Source organism: Candidatus Bipolaricaulota bacterium, assembly GCA_021159055.1.
In the GTDB taxonomy this organism is placed as follows: Bacteria; Bipolaricaulota; Bipolaricaulia; order UBA7950; family UBA9294; genus S016-54.
Genome location: JAGGSO010000148.1, coordinates 1 through 14,667, shown reverse-complemented (window position 1 = coordinate 14,667; position 14,667 = coordinate 1). Strand labels below are relative to the sequence as shown.

Below are 14,667 nucleotides of genomic sequence, written 5' to 3'. Positions count from 1 at the left end.
GGTTCCCGACCGCCATCCCACAGCCGAACTGGTAGTAATCGCGTCGATCGGAGAGCTGGCAGTCGAGGTCGGGCTTGGAGTATACGGCGATGATCGCCGGGGCCGGGCCAGTCCAATAGTTCCCCCGGGGCATCGCCCCCTTCACCTGTTTCAGGATCTCCGGATCGTCGATCGCGAGGAACCGCCACGGCTGGTTGTTGAAGCAGGACGGGGCGAGGTGTGCCGCCTCAATCATGGTTTCGATCTCCTCGCGGGATACGGGGACTTCGGAGAGGGCTCGGCGCGCGCGGCGGGCGGCGATCAACGGGTTGATCCGCCGATCCGACTCGTACAGCGCCTTCAACGTCTCCAGCACCGCCTGCGCGTGGTCATCGACTTTGACCTTCTTCCACTCTGCCCGCACGACGCCGGTCCGGTCAATCAGGAACGTCGAGCGAAGGATCCCTCCATTCTCCTTCAGCGCTCCGAATTCGCGGGCCAGTGCCTTGTCCGGGTCGGAGAGCATCGTCACGGAAAGCGCCTTTCCTGCAACGAACTTGGCCTGTGCCTCCGGCTTGTCCGGAGACACACCGACGACCTCTGCATCGAGCTTGCGAAAGTCGGTGAGAAGGGCGGTGAAGTCCTGTGCCTCGCGCGTGCAGCCCGGGGTGTTCGCCTTGGGGTAGAAGTAGAGCACGAGGTACTTGCCGGCAAATCTGGCCGAATGCACCTCCTCCCCGCTGTGAGATTGCAGGGTAAACTGTGGGGCCTGATAGAATAGCATCGCTCTCACCTCCCAAATGCTTTCTCCAACTGCCATAACGGGTTGATGTGTCTAGGATTCCCCGCTGTGGCGCTCTGCCCATAGAAGTCATTCATCGGTACTCATTGCACGCTCCGACCCTCCACCTCCGCATCGGGGCGGTCCGGCAGTGCACGGCCGACCGCGCACTCTATTCCCTAAACAGCTCCAGGTACTCGCCGTATCCTTCCTTCTTCAGGTCTTCGACCGGAACGAACCGGAGGGCGGCTGAGTTGATGCAGTAGCGAAGATGCGTCGGCGGAGGCTCGTCGCGGAACACGTGACCGAGGTGAGAATCTCCGTGCCTGCTGCGCACCTCGACCCGAACCACGCCGAGGTCCGCATCTTGCAGCTCAAGGATGTTATCTGGTTCCAGCGGTCTTGTGAAGCTGGGCCAGCCCGTTCCTGAGGCGAACTTGTCCTGAGAGCTGAAGAGCGGCTCGCCGGAGACCACGTCCACGTAGATACCGAATCGATGGTTATCCCGATATTCGTTGCGGAAAGGGGGCTCCGTGCCGTTTTCCTGAGTGACGGAGTACTGCAGCGGCGTCAGAATCCGCCTGAGCTCTTCCTGCGGCGGCTTCTCGAATCGCATCCACGGCTTCTCCGGGAAGAACCGGAAGTCCGCGTGTCCTCTCCACACATCCTCCAAGAACCGCTCCTTCCCGGAGGCGTCGACGTAGACCCGGAATCGCTCCGGGTTTTCCCGGTAGTAATCCTGGTGGTACGCCTCAGCAGGGTAGAATTCCCCAGCCGGTATGATCATGGTGGCTATGGGCTCATCGAAGATGCCGGACTCCTCCAGCGCCCGCTTCGATTCTTCCACGAGCCGCTTCTGTTCCTCATCGTGGTAGAAGATCGCCGTGCGGTACTGGCTCCCGCGATCGTAGAACTGCCCGGCAGAATCAGTGGGGTCTATGTGCTTCCAATACGCTTCCAGCAACCGACGATACGAAATCCGGGTCGGTTCGTACCGCACCAGAACCGCCTCGAAGTGCCCGGTGGCACCGGTAGAGACTTCTTCGTAGGTCGGGTTGGGTACGCTCCCTCCGGTGTACCCCGACGTTACGTCCAGTACGCCGGGAAGCGGCTCGAAAAGCGCTTCCATGCACCAGAAGCACCCCCCGGCGAAAGTGGCCAGTTCGCCGCCCGTCCCGCGAGTCGGTCGGACTTCATCCTTCGCAGTCGGAGCTTGCTCAACCATCGTGTACCTCCCGACTTCCTGTAAGTTCGACGCCGGCGGGATCGAGGCGATTGCCCACAGCGCCACCCCGATGACGATCGCCAGACCGATCCACTTTGCGAAGGTCCTTTTCCCCGCCTTGTTCATCTTCCCTCAGTCCTCTTTTCCAGATCGCGGGGCCGGGGCGGGAGGGGAGAAGGCCCCTCCCGCCGCTCCGTTCCTTCGTCCTCCGGGCCCGTGTTCTCATCCGCAAACGCGGCTCTAACCTTCTCTTGGGTGCATCGGCTGGTTGCAGCAGACGAGCGTCCCTGCTCCGGCCTTGGTCACCTTCACTTCCTGCCCGCAGATGTCGCAGACGTAGGTCTTCCCTTCTTCCGCCATGTTAATCACCTCCTCTATAGGGTGAGCGAACTCTCCCACAGCCCGTGCAGGTTGCAGTACTCGACCGCGATCAGTTCAGACAGTCCTTCTGTATTCACGTGTGCGGTCACCTCGGGGATTCCATAGGTCGGACCGAGGTCGAACGTCGCAATGTGCACCGCCCGCCCGTCCTTGACCCCGAACAGGGCGATCCACTTGATGTGATGCTCGATCGTGTTCGGATGCGGGACTTCCTTCCCCACCGTGATCTTCACCGCTTTCCCACCGTCAATGATCTCGATCACCGGGACGTGCTTCTCTTTTCCTTCCTGTGCTCCAGTCTTTATCAGTTCACCAAGTCTCATCTGTTGCCTCCTTTAAAATTCTCTGAACGATTCACGCTGGGCACCGCACACCGGGCACTTGTCCGGGGCCTCGCCCTCAACTGTGTAGCCGCAGATCGGGCAGATGTAGACCTTCCCGATCTCGACGTCGGCTCCTGCGTCGGCCTTTCTCTTCGCTTCCGCGTACATCCCGGCGTGGATCTTCTCTGCCTCGAGGGCGTAGTGGATCGAGCGGGTCGCACCGCTCTCGCCTTGGAGCTTCGCCACCGCGTCGTACGCCGGGTACATCTCCTTCACCTCGAACGTCTCGCCGTTTATCGCCTCCTGCAGGTTGCTCGGAGAATCGCCGATCAGTCCGAGCTCGCGATAGTGGTTCGTCGCGTGCACCTGCTCGGCGTAGGCGATCGCGCGGAACAGCCGCGCCAGGTTTCTCTTCCCTTCCTTTTCTGCCTGCTCGGCGAAGATCAGGTAGCGCATGTGCGCCTGTGACTCGCCGGCAAACGCCGCCTTCAGGTTCTCTTCCGTCATCGGACGCATATATTGACCTCCTTTTGCCTTTTTGGTTTTAAATCGCTTCTTTGCTCATCGCCTGCTCGATCATCGTGTCGATCACCTTCTGCAGTGATGTTGGCAGCCCCTTGATCTTCACATCTAAAAATCCGCGGATGATCAGCGCTCGCGCCTGTTCCTCGGTGAGGCCACGGCTCATCAGGTAGTTCAGCTGCTCTCCCGCGATCTTCCCCACCGCCGCCTCGTGCGACAGCTCGGTATCAGGATGGGTTGCCTTGAGCTCGGGGACCGCGTGGATCACCGCCTCGGCATCGAGCATGATCCCGTTGCACTCCATGTGCCCCTTGGTGTCGGCACTTCCCCCCTCGATCAGCCCGCGCGAGACCACGCTGCTTGCGGTTGCCACCACCCGGCTTGTGATCTCACCGCGGGCACCGGCGCCCGTCAGCCTGATCCTCCCGCCGACGTCGAAGTGCGAGCCACCCTTGGCGTAGATGATCGAGTTGAACCGCGCCGTGCCGCCCGACTCAACTATAGCGAGCGGGTTGGTGTCGATGTGCTTGACCCGGGTGAGGGCGATGTAGTTCGAAAGATAGGTTCCCCCCGCCTCGACCGCGATCCCGGTCCGCGGGCGGACCTCCACCTCCGGGGCCCAGTCGTGCACCATGGTATAGGTGAGGGTCGCCCCCTCCCGGACGAAGATCTCGGTCACCGCGATGTGGCGGCCGGCGTTGGAGTACGACGCGGCGGTGCACCCGGTGATCAGGTGAAGCTCCGCGCCCGGCTCGAGCACGATCACGTTATGCAACACCTGCTCGTTTCGATCTGCTTTCAGCAGGAAACAGGACTGGGCCGGGAACCTGATCTTCGCCCCCTCTTTGACGTGGATGAAGTTCCCCGCCGGATCGGGATGGTCCGCCACGATCCGGGTGAACTCGTCGGTATCGGGGTCGACCAGGCTCCACTCGAGCTCCCTCACCCACGGATGTTCCTTCCGCGCCTGGCGGATCGAGGCCATCACGAGCTTCCGCTCGTTGGATGCAGCGACGCGGGTGGTGTCGTCCTCGAGCATGAACGACGCCGAGCGTGGGGTCTCACCGGAATCGTCGTAGCCGACCCTCCGTAGATCGATCTTATCCCTTGAGGAAGTCATGAATCCGCTCCTTTATTCGCGCCTCGGCAAGGCAGTTTCCGAACCCGTGCTTCGAGATCTGATCGAATATGTCGAGCGGCGCCCCCGAGCACATGATCCGTCCGTCGACGAGGACGTAGCCGCGCGTGGCGTGCAGGTGCTCGAGGATCGACCCGGTGTGGGTGACGATGATCCCGCCCACCGTCCGCTCCCGGATCGGGAGATCCCGCTGGAACAGGCGCTCGATCACCCCGCGCAGGAGCTTCAGGCTGTCGACATCGACCCCGGACTCCGGCTCGTCGAGGAGCACCAGCCGCGGTCGCTGCAGCAGGAGCTGGAGGAGCTCACCCCGCTTCTGTTCCCCGCCGGAGAACCCGTCGTTCAGCCCGCGATCGAGGTGATGCCTCATCCCGAGGGAGTCAGCCGCTTCGGCGAGCCTTTCTTTATCCAGCTTCAGCGCCTTCGCCAGTGCGGAGAGCGAGACGTCGCGCACCGCCGGGGGCTGCTGGAACGCGAGCCCGATCCCGCGCCGCGCCCGGGCATCGATCGGAAGGTCGAGGATCGACTCTCCCTCGAACCGGATGTCACCGGAGACGACCCGATACGGTGGCAGCCCCATGATCGTCTTGATCAGGCTCGACTTTCCCGAGCCGTTCGGCCCGAAGATGACGTGGATCTCTCCCGGCTGAACGGTCATGTTGATCCCGGACAGAAGCGGCTCATCGCCGATGCTCACCGCAAGGTTATCGATTTCCAGTAGCGGCGTTCCGGTCATGTTATCTCCTTGTGGCGGGCGGCGATCTCATCGGCGAGGCGATCGAGCTTGGCGTAGTCCTCGTCCCGCGGCAGCCCCTTCACCATCACCGGATCGAGCCATTCCAGGTTGAGCGAAGCGGTGAGGGATTTGACCGCCTCGACCGCCTTCCCGCCCCAGCCGTACGAGCCGATGATCGCCGCATACTTCAGCTTCGGCCGCAGCGCGGCGACGAGGTACGCCGCGGAGACGACGCTCGGATGCGGTCCGGTCAGGACCGTCGGGGTCCCGAAGACAATCGTGGCGGCGTCGACAAGTGCCTCTGTGAATTTGCCTGTGTCGGTCACCGTCAGGTTGAACGGCGCAACCTCGACCCCGCGCTCGACGAGGGCGGAGGTCAGGTATTCCACCATCAGCTCCGTGCTCCCGTGCATCGAGACATAAGGGAGGACGACGAGGTTTCCCGGCGGGTCGAGGACCCAGCTGCGGTAGGCGTCGATGATGAACGACGGATCGTCGTAGACCGGACCGTGGCTCGGGGCGATCATCTCGATCGCATAGTTCTCCAAGCGGGTCAGGTGCTTTTCGATGATCCTCCGAAACGGCATCATGATCTCGGCGTAGTAGCGCTTCGCCGCCTCGTAGACGCGAACCCGGTCGTGCGCGTAGATCTCAGTCGTCGCCAGATGTGATCCGAACAAATCACACGTGAACAGGATCTCCTCCTCGCGCAGGTAGGTGAGGATCGTCTCCGGCCAGTGGACCCACGGGGCGTGAATGAACTCGAGGGTCCGATCCCCGAGGGAGACCGTCTCCCCGTCTCCCACCTCCGTGATTTTCTCCGGATCGAGATGGAGGTGATCGACGAGCATCGATTTTGCCTTCGGGCTCGCCAGCACCTGGACGTCGGGATACCGCGCCAGGACCTGCGGGATCGTTCCGGAGTGGTCCTGCTCCACGTGCTGGCAGACCAGGTAGTCGAGCGATTCCACCCCGGCGAGCTGGTCCAGGAGAACGTCGCTCTTTTCCGGGTCGACGGTATCGATGAGTGCGGTCTTCTCACTCCCCTTGATGAGATAGGCGTTGTAGCTCGTCCCGTCGGGAAGCGGGATCAGCTCGTCGAACAGCCTTCGATCGAAGTCCTGCGCCCCGAGGAAGCTCACCCGTTCGCTGATCTTTCTTGGTTTCACTTCAACCTCCGAGCATTCGCGAGATGTCCTCCTGCGGATCGCCGATCAGCCGCAGGTCGTAGCTATCCTGGAGGACCTTGAGGATGTCGTCGTTCACCCACGCCGGGAGGATCGGACCGAGGTAGATCCCCTTGATCCCGAGGGCGAGGAGCGACCACAGGATCGCGACCGCCTTCTGCTCCATCCACGACAGGACGAGGGTGAGCGGAAGATCGTTCACCCCGACCCCGAACAGTTCGGCGAGCGCCTGGGCGATGTCTACCGCCACGATCGAGTCGTTGCACTGGCCGAGGTCGATCAGCCGCGGGATCCCGTCGATATCTCCGAGGTCGAGGTCGTTGAACCGGAACTTCCCGCAGGCGAGGGTGAGAACGATCGTGTCGGACGGGAGGGCCTGCACAAATTCCCGATAATACGTCGATTTGCGCAGCGGGGCGTCGCATCCCCCGACGAGGAAGAAGTGCCTGATCTTCCCGGATTCTACCAACGACTTGATTTTATCTGCGAGCGGGAGGATCGCCTTGAGGGAGAACCCGGTGGTCAGGGTCACATCCCCCGGTGCATCCGGAAGCTCGGGGAGCGACAGCGCCTTCTCGATCACCGCCGAGTAGTCGTATCCCGGGATGTGGGTCACGCCGGGGAGCTTCGCTGGGCCGGTGGTGAACATCCGATCCTTGTAGTCGTCCTTCGGCAGCAACACGCAGTTCGACGTTCCGAGGATCGCTGCTGGCACTTCTGAGAACAGCTTCTTTTGATCGAACCATGATTTACCCAGGTTTCCGACGAGATGATCGTAGCGCTTCAGGCCGGGATAGCCGTGTGCCGGAAGGAGCTCGGAGTGGGTATAGACGTTGATCCCCGTTCCTTCTGTCTGTTTCAGCAGTTCGTGCAGCGCCTTCAGCCCGTGGCCGGTGGCGATGATCGCGTGTCCCGGCACCGTCCCGGTCTTTACCTGCGTCGGTTCCGGCTCGCCGAACGTATCGATGTGCGCCTTCTTGAGGAGACGCATCGTGCGCAGGTTCATCTCCCCGGCCTCGACTGCAAATCGGACCAGGTCTTCGGCGTCGAAGTTGACGTTGGTGAACGTCGCGTAGAAGACGCGCTCGAGAAACGCGTCGATCTCCGGGTCGGTGTAGCCGAGCTCGCGGGCGTGGTAGAGGTAGGCCGACATCCCCTTGGTCGCGAGGAGCAGGTTATCCTGCAGCCGGGCCACGGTCGCGGTCTTCCCGCACACCCCCTGTACCGTGCACCCGGTTCCGCCCACGGTCTGCGAGCACTGGTAACAGAACATCTTCAGTCCTTCTGTCATCGTTCCTCCTTAGGCCTCGTCGAGGAGTCGCTTCTCCCCGGCGAGCGACTTTATCTTGGTTATGTCCTGAGTGACCTCGAGCGTGCCGAGGTACTCGCCGTTTCCGTCCCGCACCGGGAAGTAACGGATGTAGACCGTCTTGTCTCCCATGTTGATCCAGAACTCCGCCACATCCCGCGTCCCGGCCTTGAACTCCTCCAGGATCCGATTCACGATCGCCACGCTCTTCTGCGGGTGGCAGTTCTGTACCGCCCGCCCGACGATCGCCGGGCTGCGGACGAAGATTCGGTCCGGCGCCTGGTTGAAGTAGCGGACGCGGTCATCCTTGTCGATGAACGTGATGTCGACCGGAAGGTTATCGAAGATCGCTTCGATCTCCTGCGGTGACAATGACCCAGCGGCGAACCTGATCTCACCGGCCTCGCCCTCCGCTTCGAGCTCTGCATCGACCGCGGGCGCCGGAGGGACTTTCGACGCGAACGGGGTGTAGCCGATCTCATCGAACTCACGGCGGATCTTCCTCCATTCCGTCTCGGTGATCACCTCGAGTGCGCTCGGGAACAGGATCTTCCCCTCCTTCTGAAAGTGCTCGGCAAAAAGCTCGTACAGGCCCTTCGCCTTCACCGCGAGGAGCTTTTCCGGAGCACCTTCCTCGATCAGGGAGATCACCCCCTTGCGCTCGGCGCGGATCCGGTCGTGCTCCATCCACATGATCGCCGGCGGCTCGGTGATCCCGTGGCGCTCCAGGTACGGGAACAGGACGTTCTCCTCGCGCTGGTAATGGGACTCGGTATCCGCGAGCTTCTCCGCCAGCGCGGGCAGCTCGTCGCTCTTACCCCCTGCACGGGCGAGGTTCCAGATCCGCTCGGCCGCCCCCAGCATCCCCTCATGCTCCTCCAGCAGGATCTTGATCGGATGCCAATCCGGAACCTTCGGGCCTTGGGCCAGCGAATCCTTAAACAGGGCCATGTGCACGTCGCACAGGCTCATTAGCTCCTCCCGCGGCACCCCCTCCTTGACGAGCTCCGCCTCGATCTGGGATATCTCGAGCGGAGTCACGTCGCGCAGCAGGTCCTGGAACTCATCCTTCAAGGCCGCGGGGTCCTCTCCTGCATGCAGGCGGGAGAGGATCTTGCGCAGCGCTTCCTTCCTTTGGGTCGATATCAGTTCGCTCATTGTGCCTCCTTGGCTGTGGCCAGCTTATCGGCTACGAATTTGATCGTCGTCTCGTGGAGGAACCGAGAGATCTCATCGCGGAGCGGGTCCCACACATCGTGAAGCGGACAGCTCGGGTCTCCGTCGCAGCGGTCGAGCTCGAACACGCACTCCCGAAAGTACTCATTCCCCTCGATCACCTGGACCACATCCGCCAGAGAGACGTCGCTTGGATCGCGGGCGAACTCCACCCCCCCGTTCTTCCCCCGGGTTGAGGTCAAGATCCCGGCCCGCACCAGCGGCGGGATCAGCTTGGCGAGGAAGTAGGGAGGGATGTCGCGCGCCTGCGCGATCTCCTTCACCGGCACCGGTCCTTCCCGAGAGGCGAGCTCGACCAGAGCGATCACCGCGTACTTCGTCGTCAGCGAGTAGAGCACCATTCCTCCAGATAAAACGATCTTTTTATCCTATTATACCGCTGGAGCCTCGGCTTTCAAGGAGGTACATCCAGCGATCAGTCTTGTTTTTCGAACATGTCCTTGCGCACGCCGCAGACCGGGCAGACCCAGTCGTCGGGGATTTCCGCGAACGGGGTGCCGGGGGCGATCCCACTGTCCGGATCTCCCTTTTCCGGATCGTAGACATATCCGCAGACAGTACATACCCACTTTTCCATTCCTACCTCCTGTTTCTCATCGTCTTTCGGTACTCGTTGTAGGTCAGCGGCTCGCCGTCCTCGTGGACCCCGGCCCGATCGACCGCTGCTACGAACAGGGTGTGAGTCCCGAGGTCGACGGTGAACTCCGGGAGGACAGTGCACTCCCAGAACGCCTTCGCATTCGGGAGGATCGGAGAGCCGTTCTCCCCCGGTTCGTACGGGAAGTCGGCGAACTTGTCGACGTCCCGGCCGGACTGGAACCCGAAGTGCCGGATCACGTCCAGGCACTTCGGGTCAGATCTGTCCAGCGCGTTCAGGACGAACTTGCCGGTCCCGGCGATCATCGCGTGGGTGAGGGATCTCTTCCCCACCCCGATCGCGATCCGCGGCGGGGAGTTCGTCACCTGCATCGCCGCGTCGAGGCATTGGCCGTTAGCCTTTCCATCGCGGAGCGCGGTGAGGACGTACAGCCCGTGCGTCACCTCGAACAGGGTCCGGTTCAGCTCCGCCGGATCGGATGCGATCTCGAACCGGCTCACTCCGCGTCCCCTTCTCCGCTCGTCGGGGCGAGCTTCCGCGTCCCGAGCTCGCGGTCGACCATAATCAGGCCATGGCCGGAATCTCCGACCCGCTTCAGGAGATCGACGACCTTCTTGGTCGAGTCCTCCTCCTCCACCTGCTCGGAGACGAACCACTGGAGCATGATCTTCGCCGCGTTGTCGTTCTCCTCGTCAGCGATCTTCACCAGCTCGTTGATTTTGCCGGTGATGAATTGCTCGTGCTCGTACGCCGCCGCGAACGCGGCAAGCGGGGACTCCCACTCCTTTTGCGGCTCAGCGAGCCCCTTCAGTTCGACCCGACCACCGCGCTCGTTGATGTAGTTGAAGAACCGCATCGCGTGCGCGACCTCTTCCTGGGTCTGAACCTCCATCCAGCTTGCCATCCCATCCAGGCCCTCGGCCCGGAAGTAGGCGACCATCGCCAGATAGAGATAGGCCGACTCGAGCTCGTGCTTGATCTGCTCGTTCATCGCATCCTGCATCCGCTTTCCGATCATCATCGCCTCCTTTAGGAGAGTCTCCGGTGGCAGAGCCACCAATCGTAGCACTCGTACTCATTCACGACCTTCCGCGCCGTCTCGACGTCGCTCGCCGGTGGGATGATCACCTCGTCCCCGACCAGTTCGTTGTTCGGCCAGTTCGCCGGGATCGCGACCCCCTCGCGGTCGGCGACCTGGAACCCCTTGATCATCCGGAGGAACTCGTCCATGTTCCGGCCGAGCTCCTGGGGGTAGTACATGATCGCGCGGATGATCCCGTTTGGGTCGACGATGAACACCGCGCGGACGGTGTTCGTCCCTTTACCCGGATGGATCAGGCCGAGCTTGGCCGCGATCGCCTCGGTTCCGGCGATGATCGGAAACTGAATCTCCACGTTCAGGTTGTCCTTGATCCAGTCGATCCACTTGATGTGGGAGAAGACTTGATCGATCGAGAGGCCGATCAGCTCAGTATCGAGCTCCTTGAACTTGTCGTAGCGCTTCTGGAACGCTACAAACTCGGTGGTACACACCGGGGTGAAATCGGCCGGGTGGCTGAACAGGAGAAACCACTTCCCATTGAACACTTCCGGGAGGCGCATCACCCCGTGTGTCGTCTGTACTTCCATCTGTGGGAACCGGTCCCCGAGAAGGGGAATTCCCGCCGCTTCCTGAACCTGTAAGGTGTTGTCCGTCATGTCAATTACCTCCTTATCGTTTACCAATTCTCGGCCAGAAGCTCGAAGTGCGCCTGGGGATGAGCACACGCCGGACACTCCTGCGGTGCTTCCGGCCCGGTGTGGACGTAGCCGCAGTTGCGGCAGCGCCAGACCACGGGCTGATCCTTCTTGAACACCGTCCCCGCTTCCACGTTCTTCAGCAGCCCCAGGTAGCGCCTTTCGTGCTGCTTCTCCGCCACGGCGATCGCTTCGAACACCTGTGCGATCTCCGGGAAGCCCTCGGCGCGCGCTTCCTGCGCGAATGCCGGGTACATCTGCTCCCACTCGTAGTGCTCGCCCTCGGCCGCGGCTCTCAAGTTCTCCGCGGTCGTTCCGATCACGCCAGCCGGGAATGTGGCCTCGATCTTCACTTCGCCTCCGTTCAGGAACTTGAACAGCCGTTTGGCGTGCTCCTTCTCCTGGTTTGCCGTCTCCTCGAAGATCGCCTGGATCTGCACGAACCCGTCCTTCTTCGCCTGGCTGGCGAAGTAGGTGTAGCGGTTCCGCGCCTGTGACTCGCCGGCGAACGCGGTGAGCAGGTTCTTCTCCGTCTTCGTTCCTTTAAGTTCCATTGATTCCTCCTTCCTATTTCTGGCACCCAGGGCAGAGGTAGGTCGACCGCCCTCCCTGGTTGATCCGTATGATCTCCGTCCCGCAGCGGGAGCACTTCCGCCCCTCTTTTCCGTATACCGCGAGAAAGTCCTGAAACCCACCCTTGTTACCATCGGAATCGCGATAATCGGAGAACGTCGTTCCCATGTGCTCGATCGCTTCTTGCAACACGCTCACTATCCCCCTGTGCAGGGCGCGTGCTTCCTTGGCGGTTATCGTGTTCGCCGTCCGCCGTGGATCGATCTCCGCCCGCCACAGCGCCTCGGAGGCGTAGATGTTCCCCAACCCGGCGATCTTCCGCTGGTCCATCAGGAAGGGCTTGACCGGACGGCGGCTCCCGGCGAGGAGTCGCCGCAACTGGTGGACGGTGAACGCATCCGAGAGCGGCTCTACCCCTAGCTCATGGGGAAAGCCGTTCGCGGAGTACTCGACCGTTCCCAGCCGGCGTGGGTTGACGAACCTGAGGACCCCGGAATCGAGGTGGAGGACGAGGCGGGAGTAGCGCCCCTCCCCCTCGGCGCAGACGCGGAGGAGCCGCCCGGACATACGCAGATGGAAGATGAGCGCCCCGCTCGGAGCGAGCTTGAAGACGATGTATTTTCCCCTGCGCTCGATGGCGGCGATCCTCTTCCCGATGATCTCCTTCTCCGGAAGGGAGATCCGCGGATCGATCACCTGGAGCTTCTCCACCGTCGCCCCGGTGATCGCCTCGCGCAGCCCGCGCACGATCGTCTCCACCTCGGGAAGCTCAGGCATCCTTACCTCCCGGCTTGGATTTATTCTTAGTTTTTTCGATTTCGCGGCAGGCAGCACATACTCCGTAGATGTAGGTATGCACCGTCTCCACCCGATGCCCGTCCACTTCATCCCCGGGACGAACCATGCATGGCAAGTCAATGTCGTAGATCTTCCCGCATACTCGGCACATGAAGTGCGGGTGGGGTGAAATATTCGCCTCATAGCGCGCCGCCTCGCGCTCGATCGTGAGCTCGTGCACCACCCCGACTTTCTTCAGGGCGGAGAGGGCGTTATACACCGTCGCCTTGACGATCGTTGGGTGCTTGGCGTGCACCGCGCGATAGATCTCGTCCGCAGTGGGATGGGAGCGGTTCCCATCCAAGTATTCAAGGACAGCCAACCGCTGCGGTGTCGGGGTCAGGCCCACGTTTCTCAACCTCTCGATCCGTTCCTCAGGCGTCATCATAACCAAAGTATAATTTAATACTAATTCTAAAGCAAGAAGAAATTTAATACCTTTCTTGAGAGGACATCGTTCTGCACGAAGAGGGGGACGACAATTCCTGGTATAGCCAGGCTTCTACGGTTTCAGTAGACTTCTCAATCGATGAAATCGTCCAACAGGATGATTTCTATCCCTTCGTCGACCTGTTTGAACCGTGCGTCATTCGTAATAAATCCGCTCGCTCCGGCTTGCACCGCTGCTGCCAGTTGGAGTGCATCAGGTGTCCTTATTCCGTATTTCGCCCTCAGGTCGGAGGCGATATCCACGGTCTTGGCGTCTATTCCTACAATGAGCAAATTAGGATAAGTAAGCAACAACTCCCGGTAGTCACGGGCTAATTTTGCTTTTCCCAACCGCTTAGGAAGGACAAGGATCTCCATAAGGGTGATCACTGAAGTTACTCCGATGTTCTTGCCCGCTTCCCATGCCTCGAAGATGGGGGTAGTAAGTGGAGCGTAAACGGAATGGTCCTCTAAGTGATAGATGAAGACCATCGTATCCGCCCCAATCCGCTCGTGCTTGGTGAGAAGATCCTTCAGTGCCCTTGCGCCCAAGAGTCCCTCTCTTCGTTTAGATAGTCGGCGGGATTGATCCCCTGCCAAACCTCCTTGTGCAGGCCGCGCAGGTGGTCGGCGTAGCTCCGCGGCTGGAGACGCAGCACCGCTTTGTCATCTTCAACGCTGATAAGGAGCCGATCTCCGGGGCGGAGACCGAGCGCCTCTCTCACTCTCTTGGGGATGACTATCTGATATTTTCCACTCACCTTCGCTATCTGCATTGTCCCATACCTCGCGCTTTACTTTATTTGTTTGCGCTTGTCATTATAGTAAATTGTAAAACGAAATCCAACACCGTTATCCATCAGTGATTAACCCAGTATGCCAGCATGGATTAACCTTTGCTCCCAATCGGATTATCATTCAGGCTTGATGATCGCAGTGATGATGCGGTAGCACGGGGTAGTTGCGATTATCACACCCTGTCCACATTCTCCCATCCCTTACACTTAGTGAAACCCATCTTCTACCTTTACCTTTGGGGCAAATTTGCGGCGCCAACAATAATTCGAATTAAGCTTGCTTCACTGCCAAGACCTCAACCCAGATAATGCTATTTAAGGGGCAGCTCCAAATTCACAATTGTAGAAGACAGGAAGGAGTACCTCATCGCTGGAAAACTCCCGCTTATGTTACCCCCACATGAAACGGTAAGGAACCACTTTTTCTCTCAAGAAGGTGCTATCCCCTTAAATAATCCTTTATACTCGGGGACCACATCTCGAGTAAACCGGATGATGCCTTCCTGGGTTTTATCATGTCGCAACATAGCCTTGAGAACTTTAAATGGAATCGTAGCAATCTCAGCACCTGCTTCAGCAGATTCCCGGACATGCCGCGGATTCCTTATACTTGCTGCGATGATTTTAGTCATGAAATCATAGTTCTGAAAGATCTTTCTTATACTTCGTACTACGTCTATCCCTCCCTGCAAACCTTTAGAAGACTCCGCTAATTCAGGATGTCCTGCAAAATAATCGTCAACTCGTCCTACAAATGGACTCACGTAACTTGCGCCCGCTTTTGCCGCCAAGAGAGCTTGCCCAGGAGTCATTACAAGCGTCGCGTTAGTAGGGATTCCCCGCTTTGCCAAAGTTCTAATGGCTTTAAGACCCTCATAG

The 14,667-nt window shown here is 60.3% G+C and carries 21 protein-coding genes; all 21 read right to left on the bottom strand.

Annotated features, from left to right (window positions below; all coding sequences use genetic code 11):
- On the bottom strand, nucleotides 1–763 hold a 763-nt coding region (locus J7J55_07645), incomplete at its 3' end, for a redoxin domain-containing protein (GenBank protein MCD6142567.1).
- 169 nt (nucleotides 764–932) lie between these two features.
- On the bottom strand, nucleotides 933–1,985 hold the full coding sequence (gene msrA, locus J7J55_07640) for a peptide-methionine (S)-S-oxide reductase MsrA (protein ID MCD6142566.1): 1,053 nt from the start codon (nucleotides 1,983–1,985) through the stop codon (nucleotides 933–935).
- A 240-nt stretch (nucleotides 1,986–2,225) separates the two neighbouring features.
- Nucleotides 2,226–2,345: a desulfoferrodoxin FeS4 iron-binding domain-containing protein gene (locus tag J7J55_07635; GenBank protein MCD6142565.1), complete on the bottom strand. Its 120-nt coding sequence runs from the start codon at nucleotides 2,343–2,345 to the stop codon at nucleotides 2,226–2,228.
- A 14-nt stretch (nucleotides 2,346–2,359) separates the two neighbouring features.
- Nucleotides 2,360–2,689 carry a desulfoferrodoxin gene (locus tag J7J55_07630; GenBank protein MCD6142564.1) on the bottom strand — a complete coding sequence of 110 codons (330 nt, stop codon included), beginning with the start codon at nucleotides 2,687–2,689 and terminating at the stop codon, nucleotides 2,360–2,362.
- Nucleotides 2,690–2,701: 12 nt separating this feature from the next.
- The gene (locus J7J55_07625; protein ID MCD6142563.1) at nucleotides 2,702–3,205 is read right to left on the bottom strand and encodes a rubrerythrin family protein; all 504 of its coding nucleotides are present in this window, start codon (nucleotides 3,203–3,205) and stop codon (nucleotides 2,702–2,704) included.
- A 28-nt stretch (nucleotides 3,206–3,233) separates the two neighbouring features.
- Nucleotides 3,234–4,331: a SufD family Fe-S cluster assembly protein gene (locus tag J7J55_07620; protein MCD6142562.1), complete on the bottom strand. Its 1,098-nt coding sequence runs from the start codon at nucleotides 4,329–4,331 to the stop codon at nucleotides 3,234–3,236.
- Nucleotides 4,312–5,085, bottom strand: coding sequence for an ABC transporter ATP-binding protein (locus J7J55_07615; protein MCD6142561.1), 774 nt, complete (start codon nucleotides 5,083–5,085; stop codon nucleotides 4,312–4,314). The genes J7J55_07620 and J7J55_07615 overlap by 20 nt, the downstream gene beginning before the upstream one ends.
- The gene (locus J7J55_07610; GenBank protein MCD6142560.1) at nucleotides 5,082–6,254 is read right to left on the bottom strand and encodes an FprA family A-type flavoprotein; all 1,173 of its coding nucleotides are present in this window, start codon (nucleotides 6,252–6,254) and stop codon (nucleotides 5,082–5,084) included. Before J7J55_07610 ends, J7J55_07615 begins: the two co-directional genes overlap by 4 nt.
- A 1-nt stretch (nucleotide 6,255) precedes the next feature.
- Nucleotides 6,256–7,545 carry a hydroxylamine reductase gene (gene hcp, locus J7J55_07605; GenBank protein MCD6142559.1) on the bottom strand — a complete coding sequence of 430 codons (1,290 nt, stop codon included), beginning with the start codon at nucleotides 7,543–7,545 and terminating at the stop codon, nucleotides 6,256–6,258.
- A gap of 27 nt (nucleotides 7,546–7,572) precedes the next feature.
- Nucleotides 7,573–8,739, bottom strand: a complete 1,167-nt coding sequence (locus J7J55_07600) for a DUF438 domain-containing protein (GenBank protein ID MCD6142558.1) — start codon at nucleotides 8,737–8,739, stop codon at nucleotides 7,573–7,575.
- Complete coding sequence (locus tag J7J55_07595; protein ID MCD6142557.1) at nucleotides 8,736–9,158, bottom strand: Rrf2 family transcriptional regulator; 423 nt, start codon at nucleotides 9,156–9,158, stop codon at nucleotides 8,736–8,738. Before J7J55_07595 ends, J7J55_07600 begins: the two co-directional genes overlap by 4 nt.
- A 74-nt stretch (nucleotides 9,159–9,232) precedes the next feature.
- Complete coding sequence (locus J7J55_07590) at nucleotides 9,233–9,394, bottom strand: rubredoxin (GenBank protein ID MCD6142556.1); 162 nt, start codon at nucleotides 9,392–9,394, stop codon at nucleotides 9,233–9,235.
- A 2-nt stretch (nucleotides 9,395–9,396) separates the two neighbouring features.
- Nucleotides 9,397–9,915: a flavin reductase gene (locus tag J7J55_07585; GenBank protein ID MCD6142555.1), complete on the bottom strand. Its 519-nt coding sequence runs from the start codon at nucleotides 9,913–9,915 to the stop codon at nucleotides 9,397–9,399.
- Nucleotides 9,912–10,433, bottom strand: a complete 522-nt coding sequence (locus J7J55_07580) for a ferritin (GenBank protein MCD6142554.1) — start codon at nucleotides 10,431–10,433, stop codon at nucleotides 9,912–9,914. The genes J7J55_07585 and J7J55_07580 overlap by 4 nt, the downstream gene beginning before the upstream one ends.
- Nucleotides 10,434–10,444: 11 nt before the next feature.
- On the bottom strand, nucleotides 10,445–11,113 hold the full coding sequence (locus J7J55_07575) for a peroxiredoxin (protein MCD6142553.1): 669 nt from the start codon (nucleotides 11,111–11,113) through the stop codon (nucleotides 10,445–10,447).
- A 20-nt stretch (nucleotides 11,114–11,133) separates the two neighbouring features.
- A complete protein-coding gene (locus J7J55_07570) occupies nucleotides 11,134–11,706 on the bottom strand; it encodes a rubrerythrin family protein (protein ID MCD6142552.1) in 573 nt (190 codons plus the stop codon).
- A gap of 13 nt (nucleotides 11,707–11,719) precedes the next feature.
- A complete protein-coding gene (gene mutM / locus J7J55_07565; GenBank protein MCD6142551.1) occupies nucleotides 11,720–12,502 on the bottom strand; it encodes a bifunctional DNA-formamidopyrimidine glycosylase/DNA-(apurinic or apyrimidinic site) lyase in 783 nt (260 codons plus the stop codon).
- The gene (locus J7J55_07560) at nucleotides 12,495–12,950 is read right to left on the bottom strand and encodes a transcriptional repressor (GenBank protein ID MCD6142550.1); all 456 of its coding nucleotides are present in this window, start codon (nucleotides 12,948–12,950) and stop codon (nucleotides 12,495–12,497) included. The genes mutM and J7J55_07560 overlap by 8 nt, the downstream gene beginning before the upstream one ends.
- Nucleotides 12,951–13,084: 134 nt before the next feature.
- Nucleotides 13,085–13,543, bottom strand: a complete 459-nt coding sequence (locus J7J55_07555) for a PIN domain-containing protein (protein ID MCD6142549.1) — start codon at nucleotides 13,541–13,543, stop codon at nucleotides 13,085–13,087.
- A complete protein-coding gene (locus J7J55_07550; protein MCD6142548.1) occupies nucleotides 13,525–13,767 on the bottom strand; it encodes an AbrB/MazE/SpoVT family DNA-binding domain-containing protein in 243 nt (80 codons plus the stop codon). The genes J7J55_07555 and J7J55_07550 overlap by 19 nt, the downstream gene beginning before the upstream one ends.
- Nucleotides 13,768–14,216: 449 nt before the next feature.
- Nucleotides 14,217–14,667, bottom strand: a 451-nt coding sequence (locus J7J55_07545) for a transaldolase (protein MCD6142547.1), incomplete at its 5' end; no start/stop codon positions are given.